Genomic DNA, 14,433 nt, shown 5'->3' on the forward strand with positions numbered 1-14,433 from the left:
CCCTCAGACCTTGGCCGGGACGGCTTCGGCCGGGGCGGCCGCGGCGACGGGCTCGGCGACCGGCTCGGACACGGTCGCCGCGGCGGGCTCGGACACGGTCTCGACGGCGGCAGCGGCGGCCTCGGCGGCGGCGACCTCACGGTCGTGCTGGCGGAGCGAGATGACGGTGAGGGTGGCGATGACGACCACCAGGGCGGAGAGGGCGTAGAAGCCGTTCTTCACGTTGGTGGAGTCGACCAGGAGCGAGATCAGGACGACGGCGGTGGTGCCGGCCGCGAGGCCGAAGGCGTTGGTGGCACCGAAGACGAAGCCGGTCTTCTCCTCGGGCGCCGCGCTCATCAGGGCGGTACGGGCCGAGATGCGGGCCACGCAGAAGGCGATCGCGGCGAAGGGGATGACGGCCATCATCGCGTAGAGGTGGATGGACTCCATGGACAGGAGCACCGCGAAGGCGAGGTAGCCGATCAGCGCCGTCTTCAGCACGGTGGCCTTGGAACTGATCTTCTTGAAGGCCCAGGCCGCGAACAGCGCACCGATGCCGAACAGGGCGTCGACGATGCCGAGGTAGCCCGCGTTGGACTTGAAGCCGTCGATGACCAGGACCAGCATGATGCTGTTGCCGACGATGATGACGATGTTGCCGATGATGTAGAGCAGCGCGAGACGGGCCAGCGGCGGGCGGGTGCCGGACGCGGCGGCCTTGGCAGCGGCGGCGGCCTTGGCCGCGGCCTCCGGGGCGCTGATGGCCTGGCCGGCCGGACGGCGGCCGATGAAGAACAGCAGGGCGGCGGAGAGCAGGAACGTGATCGCGTTGAAGTAGAACAGCGACGTGGTGCCGACCCAGACGATCACCCAGCCGCCGAGGGCCGCCGAGGCGAGCGTGCCGGCCTGGATGGCGATCTCGGCGTTGCCGTTGAACTGGGCGAGCCGGGACTCCGGGATGCGCTCCTTGATCAGGGCGTTGCTGGCCGGGAAGAAGAGGGCCGCGGAGATCGACAGGATGAAGCTGGCGACGTAGCTGACGGTCGAGGGGTTGCCGCCGAGCAGCAGCCAGACCGGCAGACCGATCGCGGCGGCCGCGCTGGCCAGGTCGGAGACCATCGCCAGGGTGCGGCGGTCGAAGCGGTCGGCGAGCTTGCCGAAGAAGAGGGAGAGCGCCACCTGCGGGATGGTGACGGCGATCATCAGCCAGCTGACCGCGAGCATGGTGTTGGCCTCGGTGAAGACCAGGTACGAGGCGGCGGTGAGCTGGATGCCGTTGCCCAGGTTGGTGATGAAGGTCGCGGGGATGAGCAGGCGTTCTGCCCGATTGGGACGGGGCGGGGCGATGGTGGACACAGTGCTCCTCGGAGGTCAGGCTCGGATGACGGCCGGCTCGGCCACGGGCGCGAACGCCCCGACCGCGGTGGACAGGAGGGGGAGTCGCAGCGGGGCGACGGGGTCGGCGGCGAAGGCGCCGGCCGGAAGGCTCAGGTCGGCCCCGGCCCGCTCGGCACGGGCCGCGACGTCGACGAGCAGCGGAGCGGCGCACGCGGTCAGCGTCCGGACGGCGAGGATCAGGTCGCCGAGGTCGCTCGGGACGTCCACCGCCACGCGGTCCGCCTGCTTCAGCAACCGGTCGAGGTGCACGACGATCAGGTCCGCCGCCCGGTGGAGGCTGAAGCTCTCCAGCTCGTAGTGGGAGCGGAACCGCTCGACGACGATCCCCGCCTGCTCGGCGCCGGTCGCGGAGACCGGCAGCAGCGCGTCCGCCGGAACCCCGGCGAGCATCTCGTCCAGCCGGCCCGCGAGCCGGTTCCACGGCTCGACCAGCCGGGAGCTCGACAGGCTGTCGAGCGCCTCGCGGCTGAAGTTCGTACGGGAGTGCTCCGGCGCGGTCAGCGCCAGGTAGAAGCGGACGAGGTCGCGCGGTACCTCGGCCACCAGATCGGCGGCCCAGACCACGTGGCCTTTACTCGTGGAGAACTTCTGGTTCTCCAGTTCGTAGAACTCGTTCGACACGATCGCGTGGGGCTCGACGTACCGGTCGCCGTGCGCCATCAGCAGGGCCAGGTGCGTCATGCCCCAGAAGTAGACGTTGTCGAATCCGAGGAAGTACACGAGGTCGATGCCGTGCTCGGACAGCCAGTGCTCGTCGAAGCGGTCGGTGTGCTCGCCGAGCTGCTCGGCCGCGTACCAGGTGCAGTACATCGAGGCGGCCATGCCCTCGGCCCAGGCGTTGAGGACCTGGCCCGGCGTCTCGGTGAAGGGGGCCGGGATGCCCCACGCGGTGGGGTAGGTGATCGGGAAGTCCGGCAGCGGGCGCTCCAGCGCCTCCCGGATGAGCTGCGCGGTGTGCGGGCGCAGTACGTCGCGGTGGCGGACGTAGTAGTCGGCGAGCCGGTCGCGGTACTCCTCCATCGGCAGGACGAGGATCTGCGCCTCGCGGTGCGTGACCACGGCGGCCGGGTCGACGGTGGAGCGGGGACGCAGCAGTTCGTCGAAGTTGTTGGGGTGCCCGCAGGACTCGCAGAGCCCGCCGCGGCTCTCCACCAGGCACACCGGGCAGTCGCCGGCGACCAGGCCCTCCATCAGGTACTCGCCGGTGGCCTCGACGTACGGCAGCAGCACCGTCTTCAGGCGGAAGGCGCCGTCGCTGTGGAGGTCGGTGACGAAGTCGATGACGGTCTGGCGGTAGCCCTTGTCGAAGGGGGCGAAGCCGTCGACGGAGATGCCGGCCGCCTCCAGGGTGGCGCGGATCTGCGTCGCGGAGCGCAGGGCCAGTTCCTCCGGGGTCAGCCCGGCGCGGGCGGCGCTGGAGACCACGTAGGTCTGGCTGTCGTCGGTGCCGCTGGTGAAGATCACCGGGCGGTCCGAGGCCCGCAGGTAGCGTGCGTACACGTCGCCCGCCAGGTACGGGCCCGCCAGGTGCCCGGTGTGCAGGTCGCCGTTCGGGGTCGGCGGCGGCGCGATGATGACCGTACGGCGTGTCATGCCTGGACTCCTTCGTGGCGGGCTGCGAACCGCTGTGTCATGTCGAGGTCCCACCAGACGCTGTACATCTCGAAGTCCGCGTCGGACTCGTTGATCACCCGGTGCTCGGAGCCCGGGGTGAAGTGGACGATGTCCCCGGTCACGAAGGGCTTGCGGACGCCCTGCGACTCCAGGACGGCGGAGCCGGCGACGGCGATGAAGATCTCGTACTCGTGGTGGGCGTGGGCCGTCGAGGCGGTGCCGGGGCGGATCACGCACCAGGACCCCTCGAAGGGGGCGTTGAGCTCGGGCCAGGGCAGCAGCCGCTGGGCGTCCAGTCCGTTCTCGTGCGTCAGTCCGTCGCGGTCGAGTTGCTTGGTGAGCATGTGGGTCGGTCTCTCCTCGTCAGGCGGGTACGGCTCGTGAGGGGTGCGCGGTGCTCAGACCGCGCCGGCGAGCGCGAGCTCTCGCAGTTCCGGGACCTCGACGGAGCGGGTCGCGCGGTGCGCGAGGATGTCCTCGGTGATCTCGGCGGAGCGGCCCGCGAGCACGCTGAGCAGCGAGTCGGCGATGCCGTGGGTGGCCTCGTTGACGCCCTGCAGGTAGCAGGCGCCGGTCGCCGGGCGACCCAGGTCGAGCCGGTAGTGACGGCTCACGTTGATCTCTTCGAGGCCGATCGACTGCGCGAGGGCCTTGACCGCCCACGGCATCTCGCGGACGAATCCGGTGCCCAGCAGCACCAGGTCCGTGCGCATCTCCCGCTCGGCCCCCGACTTGCGGTCGACGAGGGTGAGGACGACCTCCTCACCGTCCATGCGGGCGGCGGCGACGTCCGTCATCGGGTGGATCGCCAGGCGCTCCTGTCCGGAGCGGCGGTCCTGGTAGAACTGCCGGTACAGGCCGTCCAGGGTGGCGGGGGAGAGGCCGCCGTAGTTGGAGCGGTACATCTCGCCGAGCAGCTGCTGGCGCGCCTCGGGCGAGGAGCCGTAGAACTCGTCGATGAAGGACGTGTAGTAGAGCTCGTTGGTGAACTTGCTGCTCTCGTAGCCGTTCAGGCCGATGGAGCGCATGATCATCGTCGGCTTGCACTCGGGCAGATCCCGCAGTGCGGCGCCGAACAGCTCGGCCGCGCTCTGGGCGCCGCCGATCACCGCGACGCGGTGCGGCAGGTCGGCCCGCACGTCGGCGATGCGCTGCGTGTACTGGGTGCTGTGGATGACGCGCTCGGCGGGCAGACCGTCGAACACGGCGGGGACGTGGGCGTCGCGGCCGGCGCCGATGACGAGGTAGCGGCAGCCGATGGTGTCGCCGTCGGCCAGGGTGACCAGCCAGCCGGAGAGCTCGCCGTCGGCGCCCGTCACCGCCTCGACGCCGGCGCATTCGCGGCCGTATTCGACCTGCACCGTGTCGAGTTCATTGGCTACCCATTGCAGATACTCGGATATCTCGCTGCGGTAAGGAACAAAACTCGCCAGGTTGACGAAGGCGTCGAGGCGCTCCTGGGAGTGCAGGAAATTGACGAAGGAGAATCTGCTGGTCGGATTGCGCATGGTGACCAGGTCCTTGAGGAAGGAGACCTGGCTGAGCGCGTCCGGCAGCAGCATGCCCCGCTGCCAGACGATGTCCTGCTCGCGCTCGATCAGCAGGGTGTCACCGGCCAGCTCGGGTGCGAGCTCCTCGACGGCGACCGCCAGCGCCAGGTTCGCCGGGCCTGCGCCGACTGCGAGCAGTTCGACATTGCGATGCGCCATGGAAGTACCTCCAGATGGAACAGGTGGACAGGTTCGTACGGTCAGGCAGGACGGTTCGCGTCCTTGCGTTGCCTTCCGGGTGATGTCCACATTCCACGCCGCCCCCCGATTGCCCGGAAGCCGTTCCGGCCACGGACAATCAACTCGGCCGGGGGTCCGGCAGGAGGGTTGATTGGCCGGTGTTCGCCGTTACTTCCGGTCAATCCCGGGCGCCATTTCCATTGGCCCGAGTGATCAGTTGCGTCACACGCATCCGACTGGCCGAAACATCCCTCGGGCAGTCGGGCTTCCATCGAAACCCCATGAGAAGGAGCCCTCGTGCCGCTCACCGAGCCCATCACCCCTGCCGGCGTGCTCTACCGTTCCGAGAGCCCCACCCGGGTCGCCACGCGCCGCCGTCTGCTGATGTGCCGGCCCCGGCACTACGACGTCACGTACTCGATCAACCCGTGGATGAACCCGCAGCACGCCACGGACAACGCGCTCGCCGTCAGCCAGTGGGAGGGCCTGCGCGACCTGTACCTCGAACTCGGCCACGTGGTCGAGGAGATAGATCCGATCGAGGGCCTGCCCGACATGGTGTTCGCGGCCAACGGCGCCACCGTCGTCGACGGCAAGGTCTTCGGGGCCCGCTTCCGGCACGCGGAGCGCACCGCCGAGGGGCCCGCGTACCTGCGGTGGCTGGAAAGCCGCGGCTACACGGACACGCTGTGGCCCGAGTTCGTCAACGAGGGCGAGGGCGACATCCTCACCGTCGGCCGCCGCCTGCTGGCCGGTACCGGCTTCCGCACGGACCCGCGCTCCCACGCGGAGGCGCAGGAGTTCTTCGGCCTTCCGGTCACCTCGCTCACGCTGGTGAACCCGGAGTACTACCACCTGGACACCGCGCTCTCCGTACTGTCGGAGGACGAGGTCATGTACTACCCGGCGGCCTTCTCCCAGGGCAGCCAGGCCGTCCTGCGCGCCATGTTCCCCACGGCGATCCTGGCCAGTGCCGAGGACGCGGCCGTCTTCGGCCTCAACGCCTTCTCCGACGGCCGCCACGTGCTCCTGCCGGCCGCCGCCACCGGCCTCCACGCCAAGCTGCGCGCCCGCGGCTTCGAGCCGATCGGGGTCGAGCTCTCCGAGCTGCTCAAGGCCGGCGGCAGCGTGAAGTGCTGCACGCTGGAACTGCGCGACCGCTGAGCACGACAAGACCCTCCTGACCGCCGTCGCGCGGATCAGGAGGGTCTTCGGCGTCCCGGGAGTCAGGCGCGGACGGGCCAGCGCTCCAACTCCGCGCGCAGCCGCCCGGGGTCCGGTTCCTCGCAGGCCCAGGCGATGTGGCCGTCCGGGCGGATCAGCAAGGTGGTGCGCAGGGACCCGGCGGGGGAGACGACATTCAGCCAGTCCGTCCCCGGTACCGGGTGCCCCGGGGCGACCAGGACGAAGCCCCCGCCGCGCAGCACCTCGTACAGCCGCCGGCCGTCGGCGAGCCGCAGGTCGGGCACCCGGCGGCCGGTGAGCGGGTGGCTGCCGAAGGGCGCCGGGTAGGAGATGCCGATGCCGGAGAGCAGTCGCTCCCCCAGCGCGGTGACCGAGCTCAGCCGGGAGACCCAGGGCATCGCCACGTCGCGCAGCCGGCGCACCCGGACGCTGCGCGGGGCGCTGAGCACTCCCCGGGTGATCGCTCCGGAGATCCGCAGGGCCTGCTTCCCGACGGGGTGGCGCTCCTGCTCGTAGGAGTCGAGGAAGGCCTCGCCGGCCCGGCCCTGCACCACCGCGGCCAGTTTCCAGCTCAGGTTGGCGGCGTCCTGCAGCCCGGTGTTCATGCCCATGCCCCCGGCCGGCGAGTGCACGTGCGCGGCATCGCCCGCGAGCAGGACGCGGCCCTCGCGGTAGCGCACGGCCTGGCGCTCGTCGCTGTGGAAGCGCGAGATCCACCGCGGGTCGTGCATGCCGTAGTCGGAGCCGAGCACCCGGCGCAGCAGCCCGGCCAGCTCCTGCGCCTCCACGGGCGCGTCGTCGGGCCGGTCGTCCCCGGCGACCCAGCCGATCGCCCGGTACCAGCCGTCGCCGAAGGGGACCAGGGAGGCGAAGCCGTGCTCGTTGGCGTTGGTGGTCACCGCGTCGGCGGGCACCTCGGTCAGCCGCACGTCCGCCAGCATCACGGACCGCACCACCCACCGGCCGGGGAAGTCGATCCCGGTCAGGCGCCGCACCGCGCTGCGCACCCCGTCGCACCCGACGACGTAGCGGGCGGCGAAGCGGTCCCCGCCGGCCGTCTGCACGTCGACCCCGTCGGCCCGGCGGCGCAGCTCCACCACTTCGGCGCCGCGTACGATCCGCACCCCGGCGGCGAGGGCGCGCCGCTCCAGCAGCCCCTCCAGGTTGTACTGCGGGGTGATCAGCGCGAACGGGTAGCGGCTGCGCAGCCGTTCGAGGCGCAGCTCCAGCCGGCCGAATACCCCGATCACGGGGGCCGTGCGGCCGAGCGCCACCAGTTCGTCGCCGAGCCCGCGGGCGTCCAGCACCTCCAGGGTGCGGGCGTGCACGGCGAAGGCCCGGGTCATGTTGGCGTTGGCGTGTTCGCGCCGCTCCAGCAGGGTGACCCCCACGCCGGCGGCGGCCAGGTCCCCGGCCAGCAGCAGACCGGTGGGTCCCGCTCCCACGACCACCACGTCGACGGCCTCGGTCATGCGCGTCCGCCCTTCTGTCGTTCCATCGGATCTCGTTCCTCGGGGCCGGCTAGCGGGCGGGCGTACTGGCTTCGATCATGTGCTGGTAGGAGTTGACCGACCGCACGTCGTGGACGACGAGGCCGGCCCGTTCGACGAGCCCGAGCAGCCCCTGCCGGGTGTGCTTGCGGCCGCCGACGGTCAGGAGCATCCGCAGGTCCATCCCGGTGCTGAAGCGCTGTCCCGGGCCGTCGTCGACGAAGTTCTCGACGATGATCACCCCGGCGCCGGCGCGGGCCGTCCTGACCACATTGCCGAGGACGACGACGGCGTCCTCGTCGTTCATGCCGAGGATGTTCTTGAAGACGTACGCGTCGACGTCCGCGGGGATCTCCTCGCGGCAGTCACCGGCCACCAGCCGGACCCGCTCGGCGAGCGCCCCGCCCGCACGCAGCCGGGCGTCGGCGCCCGCGACCACGTCGGGCCGGTCGAACAGGATCCCCCGGACGCCGGGGTGGTGCTCCAGGAGCGAGGCGAGCAGGAAGCCCTGGCCGCCGCCGATGTCGGCGACGGTGCGCGCACCGGACAGCGGCAGGACGCCGGCGATGGCCTGGGCGGACTGCCTGCTCGCCTGGGTCATTGCGCGGTCGAACACGGCGGCGGACTCCGGCCACACGGTGTGCACGTGCTCGAAGAACTCCCCGCCGTACAGGTCGGTGAACACGCCCTTCCCGGTGCGCACCGACTCGTCGAGGCGGCCCCACAGCTCCCAGGTCCACGGTTCGGTCATCCACAGCACGAGCTGGTCGAGGCTGTCCGGGGTGCCGGTGCGCAGCAGCCGCGAGACCTCCGTCTGCACGAAGCGGCCCTCGGGGTCCTCGGCGAAGACCTCGAAGCCGGTGAGCGAGCGCAGCAGCCTGCGCAGCGCGTCCGGGTCGGCGCCCACGGCCGCGGCGAGCTCGTCCGCCGTGGCCGGGGTGTCGCCGAGGGCGTCGGCGAGGCCCAGTTTCACGGCGGCGCGCAGCGAGGCCGCGCAACTGGCGCTGAGCGCGCGCTCCAGTACCCCGAGCACGTGCGGTTCGTCGGTCGTTCGTCGGTTCACGGTGGAGTTCCTCAGTTCTCGGTGGTGGCGGTGACGCTGCCGGGGAAGTGCGCCTCGAGGGCCTGGCGGACCCCGTCGCGCCAGGTCCGCTCGCACCCGCCGGCGAGGGTCTTGCGGCGGGAACCGTCGAACGCGCTGACGGCGCGGGTGACGTCGCCGGGTACGAGTTCGGCCGGCACCCCGGTGAGCCCGCCGATGTGGGCCACGAGGTCCGCCACGCCGACGACCTCGTCGCCGCCCCAGTTCACGACGGTGGCGGGGGCCTTCGCCGCGGCCCACAGCCGCGGCACGTGCCGCGCGATGTCGTCGGTGTGGATCGGGGAGCAGTAGTGCTGTCCTTCGCGGGGCACCGCGATCGGCTCCCCGGCCAGCATCTGCCGGAAGAGGATGACCGGGAGCCCGCCGTGGCCGTGCGGACCGTAGGCGACGTTGAGCCGCGCGATGGTGGTGGGCAGGCCGAGCGTCACGGCGAACGCGCGCACCGCGCCCTCGGTGGCGAGCTTGCCGACCGGGTAGGTCGGCAGCCAGGCCGAGGCGGCCGCCAGCGGGTCGGCCTCGGTGTGCAGGTGGTCGAGCGCCTGGGGGGCGTACACGGCGCTGGTGGAGACGTGGAGGAAGGCCTCGGCGCCCCGGCAGTGGGTCATCAGGCGGCCGGTGGCGACGGAGTTGACCGCCACCACGTCCTCGAAGTCCCCGCCGCCGCGCTCGACCGCCGCGTGCAGTACGTGGGTGAAGTCCTCGGGAAGGCCGTCCAGCGGGTCCCGGGCCATGTCCCAGTGCCAGGTGCGCATCCCCCGTTCCCGCAGCCGTTCTGCCACCTGCGGGTCCGAGAACCGGCCGAGGCACCAGACCTCGTTGTGCTCCGCGAGCGTCTCGGCCACGGTGCGCGCCACGAGTCCCGTCGCGCCCGTGATCAGGATCTTCTTCCCGGTCAGCATTCCGGTCCTCCCAGCGCCCGGTCCAGTTCTGCGCGCAGGACCGCCTGGAAGGCGGCCACGTGCTTGGGCCCCATGAGGGTGTAGTGCTCTCCGGGCACGTCGAGGTAGCGGGGCTCCTCGCGGCTGAAGTCCTCCCAGCGCCTGAGTTCGTTGTCCAGCCAGTCCTGCTTGGTGCCGCGCAGGGGGACGGCGTAGAAGACGCTCATCCCGGCGACGCTGCCGCCGGGCCGGTAGGTCCGGCCGAGGCCGGTGAGGCCGTCGGCGAGGTCCGCCCAGGCGGTGAACCGCTCCAGGTCCAGGTCGAGCTCGGCGAGCCGGTCCCGGGGTGCGATCCGGATCAGATGGGCGAGCTGTTCCTGCTTGCCCAGCGGGCGCAGTTCGCCGGGCAGTGTCTTCGCCTGCCGTTCGGAGATCAGCTCCAGGAACATCGCCAGGTTGACGGCGGTCTCGACGAAGTCGAGTTCGTCCATGCGGTACTTGATGTGCGGGGGCAGGTTGAAGCTGCCGAGGAAGTCCACGCGCTCGCCCTCCGCCTCCAGCAGTTTGGCGACCTCGAAGGCCACCGCCGCGCCGAAGGAGTACCCGGCTATCGCGTAGGGGCCGTGCGGCTGCCGGGAGCGGATGGCGTCCGCGTAGGTGCGCGTCATCTCCTCGAAGCTCTCGAACGGCTTCTCCCCCGGGTTGAACCCGCGGGCCCGCAGTGCGTAGAAGGGCCGCTCGTGGACGAAGTACTTGGCCAGGTTCACGAAGACGAGCACCTCGCCGACCCCGGGGTGCACGCAGAACAGCGGCGTCCCGTCCCCGCTGGTCTGCAGCGCGACGACCGGGTCGTACGGGGCGGCCTGCGCGCTGCGCCCGGCCTCGATCCGCGCGGCCAGCGCCCGGACGCTGGGCGCGGTGAGGAGCGCGAGGATCGGCAGGTCGGCGCCGGGGAAGTGCCGGGCGACCAGGCTCTTGAGGCGCAGGATGTCCAGTGACGTCCCGCCGAGGTCGAAGAAGCTCGCTGTGGCGCTGATCCGCTCCGGTGCCACCTCGAACAGCTCGGCGTACAGCGCGGTGAGGGTCTCCTCGACGGGGCCGACCGGGACTGCGTGACCGCCGAGCTGCCGGGTCACCGCCTCCTCGACGGCCGCCAGGTGTGCCGCGTAGTCGCCGGCCTCCAGCCTGCGGCGCATGAGCGCGCGCGGGATCTTGCCCAGGCTCGTCTTCGGGAAGGCGTCCGTGGGCAGCGGCAGCAGCAGGGCCGGACGGAACCCCCAGTGCAGGACGACGCTGTTCCTGATGGCGACGATCACGCGGTGGAGCGCCGCGTCGTCGCCGGCCACCTCGGGGGTGACGGCGAACGCGACGGCGAGCTGCTCGGTGTCGCTGCCGTGCGGTCGGGTCGGGAACGCGGCGACGAAGGACTTCTCCACGCCGTGGACGCCGTTGAGCACCGACTCGATGTCGTGGCTGTAGTAGTTGACGCCGTTGACGATGATGCTGTCCTTGCTCCGCCCCACGAGGGTCAGCCGTCCCCCGGCGAGCCGGCCGAGGTCACCGGTGCGGAACCAGCCGTCCTGGGTGAAGGCGGCCTGGGTCGCCTCCTTGTTGTTCCAGTAGCCACTGGTGATCATCGGGCCCGTGAGCTGGACCTCGCCGATCTCGCCGTCCTCGCCGTCGGCCCAGGGCGTGGCGCCGTCCTCCGGCGCGATCCTGATCCGCAGGCCGTCGACCGGCCGTCCGACGGCCGCGAACTCGGCTCCCCGGTCGGCCTGCGGGAACTCCCGGTTGTAGATGCTCCCGGCGCAGGTCTCGGTCATCCCGAAGGCGGGCCACAGGGCTCCGCGGTGCAGCCCGTACGGGGCCAGCCGGTCGAGGAAGGCGACGCCGGTGGCCACGGGATTGGCCTCGCCGCCGGAGACGATGTGCCGCAGGCAGGACAGGTCCAGGCGCGGGGGCGTCGGCCGCTGGTCCAGGGCCTTGCCGATCAGCCCCAGCAGGAAGTTGGGCGTGAACGTCATCGTCACCCGGTGGGCGTCGATGAGTTCCAGGAAGTGCAGCGGGTCGGCGAGCACCGCCTCCGGCGAGGCCTGGAGCTGCACGGCCCCCACGGACAGCGGCAGGAGGTGGGCCTCCAGCAGCGCGGCCACGTGGTCGTAGGAGATCCAGTTGAGGGTCACGTCGTCCGCGGTCAGGGACTGCGCCGCGGCCTTCGCGGCCATCGAGGCCAGCAGGTTGCCGTGGGTGAGCCGGACGGCCTTGGCGGCGCCGGTGGAACCGGAGGTGAGCACGAGCAGCGCCACGTCGTCCGGTCCGCAGGCGCGCGTCACGACCGTGCCCGGGTCCGTCCCGGCCGCAGCCCCGACCAGGTCCTCGACCGTGGCGACCGAGGAAACCGTGACGGCGGGCAGTTCCTCGCGCGTGCGGCGGTCGGTGACCAGCAGCGGGCCGTCGAGCAGGGCGTCGACGTGGTTCAGCCGCTCCGCCCAGCGCTGCGGGTCGTTGCGGGTGGGGACGAGGGGACACACCGTGATCCCGCCGAGCAGGCAGGCCCAGAAGGCCGGCAGGAAGTCCTCGGGACGCTCCAGCATCAGCGCGACGACCCGGCCCGGCCGGGCTCCCGCCTCCCGCAGGGCGCCGAGGAGGCGCAGCGACTCGTCCAGCAGGCGGGGGTAGGTGGACAGGGTGTGGCCCGGCGGCCGCTCGCCCGCGCAGTAGCGCAGTCCGTTCTCCGGGAACCGCCTCGCGGCCCGTACGAGCAGTCCGCCCAGGTCGGGGGTCTCCTCGCGGTCGGACCCGGCGGCTGCGCCGGCAGATAACTCCTGTCGCGTCGTCATGTTTCGTCTCCTTCGGGTGGCCGGTCCGGGGCATGGCGGAGCAGCCGCTCGGCACGGGGCGGCGGCAGGGTGTGCGGGATCAGTTGTCCGGCGGGTGCGTGTGCGGGACCGGGTCGGTCAGAGGTTGGCGCTGATCAGGTCCAGCAGTCCGGGGAAGCGCTGGTCCAGGTCCGTGCGGCGCAGGGTGGCCGCCCGGCTGTTGCCCCGGTCCACCTGCTGGACCAGGCCCGCCTCGCGCAGGATCCGGAAGTGGTGGGTGATCGTCGACTTCGAGACCGGGAGGTTGAAGGACGCGCAGGTGCGCGCCGTGCCTTCCGGCTCCCTGAGCAGGGCGCCGACGACGGCGTAGCGCAGGGGGTCGGAGAGGGCGTTCAGTACGGTCAACAGGCTCATCTCCTCGCGGGAGGGGTGGCCATCCTCGTCGGGCATCGCGCCCTCCTTCCTGAGGTACGGGTTGCATCATACCTCTCATCTGTGCCAGCTTAAGGTTCGATGTAAACCGAACCTGGTCGCACGGCGGCCGGACCGAGCCTGGAGTAGTGCCCACATGAGTACGCAGACCACCTCGTCGGCCGCGCCACCCGTGCAGGCGGAAAGTCAGCCGGGCCGCACCCTGACCCTGGCCGCCGTGCTCCTCGCGGTGTTCGTCGTCCCGATGTCGATCTCCGGCACGGCCGTCGCACTCCCCGACATCGGGGCCGACACCCAGGCCGGCCTCGCCCCCCTCCAGTGGGTGGTGAACGCCTTCAACGTGGCCTTCGCCTGCTTCACCCTCGTCTGGGGCTCCATCGCCGACATCGTCGGCCGGGTCAAGGCCTTCGCCGCCGGCGCCGCCGTCTACGCCGTGGCCTCGCTGGCCAGCGCGCTCGCCACCAATGTGCTGTGGCTCGACGGCGCCCGCGCACTCGCCGGAATCGGCGGCGCGGCGATCTTCTCCTGCGGCGCGGCGATCATCGCGACCGTGTTCGACGGCCCGGCGCGCGCCAAGGCGTTCGCCCTGTTCGGCACCGTCGCCGGCGTCGGCGTGGCGATCGGCCCCTCGCTGGCCGGCGTACTCGTCCAGGGCCTCGGCTGGCGCTGGGTGTTCGCGGTGCACGCCGTCGCCCTGCTCCTCGTACTCCTCGCGGTGCCCGCCATCGCCAAGGCCATGCCGGCCGACGGCGGCAGCGGCGCCAGCATCGACGTACCGGGCAGCGCGCTGTTCGTCGTCGCCATGGTGCTGCTGACCACCGCCATCGTGCAGGGCTCGCAGTGGGGCTGGGGCAGCCCGGGCGTGCTGGGGCTGTTCGCCGGCGCGGTCGTGGTCCTCGGGATCTTCGCCGTCGTCGAGAACCGCCGCGAACACCCCATGCTGGACCTGAGCGTGCTGCGCAACCGGCGCTTCGTCGGCCTGTGCCTGGTGCCGGTCGCCGCGTCCTTCGGGTTCGTCACCATGCTCACCTACCTCCCGAGCTACCTGACCGCCGCCACCGGCCGTGACACCGGCACCGCCGGCCTGATCATGCTGCTGCTCACCGCACCCGTGCTGATCTGCCCGATGCTCGCGGCGAAGCTGGTCACCCGCGGCGTCTCCGCGCTCACCCTCATCTACGTCAGCCTCGCCTGCCTCGTCGTCGGCGACCTCGCCCTCACCCTCTTCTCGCCCGACGTGAAGATCCTCGTCGTCGCCCTGCCGATGCTCGTCACCGGCGCCGGCATGGGCCTGTCGGCGGGTCTCGTCGACGGCCAGGCGCTGGAACTGATCGACCCGGCCAAGGCCGGCATGGCGGCCGGCTTCCTCAACACCCTGCGCCTGGGCAGCGAGGCCATCGCCGTGGCCGTGTACGGCTCGGCCCTCGCGACCGTGCTCGGCACCCGCATCCAGGACGGCATCGGCGACTACGCCGGCGCCGCGCAGCCGGACCAGGTCGCCGACCAGGCCGCGGGCGGCGACTTCGCCCGGGCCACGGAGCTCTCCGGAGCGGTGGACACCGAGGGCTTCACCCACTTCCTCGCCCAGTCCTACGACTCCGCCTTCCACACCGTCCTGTGGGGACTGGCCGCGGTCTGCGTCGTCCTGTGCGCCGTGGTCGCCGCCCTGCTGCGCGGCGGCGGCACCGCCAAGAACGCGGCCTGACCGCCCCGGGGGACTCGGCGACCGCCGGGTCCCCCACCCGATCCACGCGACACCACCCGAGACCGGCCCGGCGCCCGCATCCCCCGTCGAGGCGCCGG

11 protein-coding genes are annotated in these 14,433 nt (G+C 71.8%); 2 read left to right on the forward strand and 9 right to left on the reverse strand.

Features of this window, described 5'->3' with window-relative positions; all coding sequences use genetic code 11:
- Nucleotides 1–3: 3 nt before the first annotated feature.
- The 4 genes from B6R96_RS17985 to B6R96_RS18000 are packed head-to-tail and all read right to left on the reverse strand — an operon-like array spanning nt 4 to nt 4,703.
- Nucleotides 4–1,338 carry an MFS transporter gene (locus B6R96_RS17985; protein ID WP_081522955.1) on the reverse strand — a complete coding sequence of 445 codons (1,335 nt, stop codon included), beginning with the start codon at nt 1,336–1,338 and terminating at the stop codon, nt 4–6.
- A 15-nt stretch (nt 1,339–1,353) separates the two neighbouring features.
- Nucleotides 1,354–2,973, reverse strand: a complete 1,620-nt coding sequence (locus B6R96_RS17990) for a class I tRNA ligase family protein (protein ID WP_030383899.1) — start codon at nt 2,971–2,973, stop codon at nt 1,354–1,356.
- Complete coding sequence (locus tag B6R96_RS17995; RefSeq protein ID WP_030383900.1) at nt 2,970–3,338, reverse strand: cupin domain-containing protein; 369 nt, start codon at nt 3,336–3,338, stop codon at nt 2,970–2,972. Before B6R96_RS17995 ends, B6R96_RS17990 begins: the two co-directional genes overlap by 4 nt.
- A gap of 54 nt (nt 3,339–3,392) precedes the next feature.
- Complete coding sequence (locus tag B6R96_RS18000; RefSeq protein ID WP_053701229.1) at nt 3,393–4,703, reverse strand: SidA/IucD/PvdA family monooxygenase; 1,311 nt, start codon at nt 4,701–4,703, stop codon at nt 3,393–3,395.
- 318 nt (nt 4,704–5,021) lie between these two features.
- Between B6R96_RS18000 and ddaH the strand changes: the two genes are divergently transcribed.
- On the forward strand, nt 5,022–5,888 hold the full coding sequence (ddaH, locus tag B6R96_RS18005) for a dimethylargininase (RefSeq protein ID WP_030383902.1): 867 nt from the start codon (nt 5,022–5,024) through the stop codon (nt 5,886–5,888).
- A 62-nt stretch (nt 5,889–5,950) separates the two neighbouring features.
- Here the strand turns inward: ddaH and B6R96_RS18010 are convergent, their stop codons facing one another.
- From B6R96_RS18010 to B6R96_RS18030, 5 genes are all read right to left on the reverse strand, one after another.
- On the reverse strand, nt 5,951–7,381 hold the full coding sequence (locus B6R96_RS18010) for an FAD-dependent monooxygenase (protein WP_053701230.1): 1,431 nt from the start codon (nt 7,379–7,381) through the stop codon (nt 5,951–5,953).
- Between the two features lie 49 nt (nt 7,382–7,430).
- The gene (locus tag B6R96_RS18015; protein ID WP_081522956.1) at nt 7,431–8,462 is read right to left on the reverse strand and encodes a methyltransferase; all 1,032 of its coding nucleotides are present in this window, start codon (nt 8,460–8,462) and stop codon (nt 7,431–7,433) included.
- 11 nt (nt 8,463–8,473) lie between these two features.
- A complete protein-coding gene (locus tag B6R96_RS18020; RefSeq protein ID WP_081522957.1) occupies nt 8,474–9,400 on the reverse strand; it encodes an NAD-dependent epimerase/dehydratase family protein in 927 nt (308 codons plus the stop codon).
- On the reverse strand, nt 9,394–12,219 hold the full coding sequence (locus B6R96_RS18025) for a non-ribosomal peptide synthetase (protein ID WP_081522958.1): 2,826 nt from the start codon (nt 12,217–12,219) through the stop codon (nt 9,394–9,396). Before B6R96_RS18025 ends, B6R96_RS18020 begins: the two co-directional genes overlap by 7 nt.
- A 117-nt stretch (nt 12,220–12,336) precedes the next feature.
- The gene (locus B6R96_RS18030; protein WP_030383907.1) at nt 12,337–12,648 is read right to left on the reverse strand and encodes an ArsR/SmtB family transcription factor; all 312 of its coding nucleotides are present in this window, start codon (nt 12,646–12,648) and stop codon (nt 12,337–12,339) included.
- 118 nt (nt 12,649–12,766) lie between these two features.
- On the opposite strand from B6R96_RS18030, the gene B6R96_RS18035 reads away from it, so the two are divergent.
- Nucleotides 12,767–14,335 (forward strand): MFS transporter, encoded by a 1,569-nt coding sequence (locus B6R96_RS18035; protein WP_030383908.1) that lies wholly within the window; start codon nt 12,767–12,769, stop codon nt 14,333–14,335.
- Nucleotides 14,336–14,433: the final 98 nt, after the last annotated feature.

Origin of the sequence: Streptomyces sp. Sge12, from assembly GCF_002080455.1 — a bacterium.
GTDB lineage: Bacteria > Actinomycetota > Actinomycetes > Streptomycetales > Streptomycetaceae > Streptomyces.